This is a genomic window from Candidatus Aquicultor secundus (assembly GCF_002791875.1).
Classification (GTDB): Bacteria; Actinomycetota; Aquicultoria; order Aquicultorales; family Aquicultoraceae; genus Aquicultor_A; species Aquicultor_A secundus.
The window spans coordinates 8,544-10,410 of record NZ_PFNG01000193.1 but is presented as its reverse complement, the minus strand read 5'-3'; the positions used below and the strand labels follow the sequence as shown (position 1 = coordinate 10,410).

Below are 1,867 nucleotides of genomic sequence, written 5' to 3'. Positions count from 1 at the left end.
GTTCATGGTGAAAAGGCTCTTAAAAGCGGGAAGGTACGGCGACACTTGGTGCGTACCGGAATAACGTAGAACCACTAACACCTTTATTCGCGTATAAATCTCGCGAGTCTATCACAAGCCTCAACAATATTCTCAAGCGAGTTGGCGTAGGAGAAGCGCAGGTATCCCTCGGCGTTGCTGCCAAAGTCGATTCCGGGAGTTACCGCTACCAGGGCGTTGTTAAGGATATCGAGGGCGAGTTTGTACGAATCCGCCCCGAATTTTTTTGCGTTGGCAAGCACGTAAAACGCGCCGGTCGGCTCGACGGCAATGCCAAAGCCGATTTCCCGTAAACGGGGGATAAGAAATTTTCGCCGTTCATTATAGGTGCGAACCATCCGGTCGATATCTCCGGCGGTTTCTTTTAGCGCGGTGATGCCGGCCCACTGCACGAAACTGTTCGCAGAAATAAACAGGTTTTGCTGCACTTTTTGCATGGGACGGATGAACTCCTTGGGCGCGATCGCATATCCCAGGCGCCAGCCGGTCATCGCATAAAGCTTCGAGAAGCCGTTTAGCACGAACGCCCTGTCCGTAAATTCCAGGATGGAGTGCTCTTTCCCCTCGTAGGAAAGGCCGTGATATATCTCATCGGAAACGATATAAGGCTTCTCGCTCGCATCTTCCTTTTCTCCTACTATCTCTGCGATCCTGCGCATTGCCGGCTCTGAAAGAATGGTGCCGGTCGGGTTGGAAGGGGAGTTTATTAAGATCGCTTTGGTCATGTCATCAAGCGTGGACTCGATCGCCTCAGGGCGGTACTGAAAGCCGTCCTCTTCGTGAACATTGATAAAGGAGGGCTCGCCGTCGGCGAATCGTATAAAATTGGGGTAACAGGCATATCCCGGGTTTGAGAGGATTACCTTTTCGCCGGGGTTTAAAAGCGCCGCAAAGACCAAAAGCATGGCCGGCGATGTGCCCGAGGTCACGATGACCTGCTCAGGGGAGAGAGCAACCCCGTACTTATCATGGTAATGCTCTACGATCGCCTCACGAAGCTCCAGGAGGCCGAGGCTGTGCGTGTACCGCGTCTTATCATCTTTTATTGCCCTGCAGCCCGCATTTTTTATAACCTGCGGCGTGGTAAAATCGGGCTCCCCGATCTCCATATGGATAACGTTTTTGCCCTGTCTCTCCAGTTCTTGTGCTTTCTCGTTTATCTCCATAACGATGAAAGGCGGCATATCGAGGGCACGTTTTGCAATCATGCGGTCTCCTAACCCAATTGATCTTTACCTTATTATTGTATCCCTGTACTACCAACTGTACCAGATATGGCCATGAGATGGGTAAATGCAGAGAGCAAAAGCGGGCGCGATCGCTGCTCGCCTTGACCCGTCACGATAACTTATTTTATACCGGTAAAGATGTATGGAGCCGGGTACATACAATATGTAAAAATGAAGAGGAGGTGTTAAACATGGCAATGCGCAGATTCGACCCGTGGCGCGATCTCATGAGAATGCAAGAGGACCTAAACAGGCTCTTCCATAAGACCTTCGGCCCTGAGCCCGAAGCGGAAGCGATGTGGATGCCTTCTGCCGATATCTATCAGAAGGAGAACAAGCTCATCGTAACGATGGATCTTCCAGACGTTGATCCAAAGGATATCGATGTTTCGGTTGTCGAGAATACGCTTAGAATTAAAGGTGAACGCAAACACACCGAAGAGGCAAAGAAAGAAAACTATTATAGGTCGGAGAGGTTCTACGGTTCCTTTGAGCGCGTGATCGAGCTACCGATGCCCGTGAAGACCGAGGATGTCGAGGCGACCTACAAAGACGGTGTTTTGACCATCGATCTCCCGGTCGCCGAGGAGAAAAAAGGC

The 1,867-nt window shown here is 50.9% G+C and carries 2 protein-coding genes; one reads left to right on the top strand and one right to left on the bottom strand.

The annotated features are described in order from the left end of the window. Positions 1–83: 83 nt before the first annotated feature. On the bottom strand, positions 84–1,247 hold the full coding sequence (locus COY37_RS08110) for a pyridoxal phosphate-dependent aminotransferase (protein ID WP_286677832.1): 1,164 nt from the start codon (positions 1,245–1,247) through the stop codon (positions 84–86). 212 nt (positions 1,248–1,459) lie between these two features. Between COY37_RS08110 and COY37_RS08105 the strand changes: the two genes are divergently transcribed. Then, the coding region (locus tag COY37_RS08105) for an Hsp20/alpha crystallin family protein (protein ID WP_286977157.1) at positions 1,460–1,867 on the top strand (408 nt) is incomplete at its 3' end.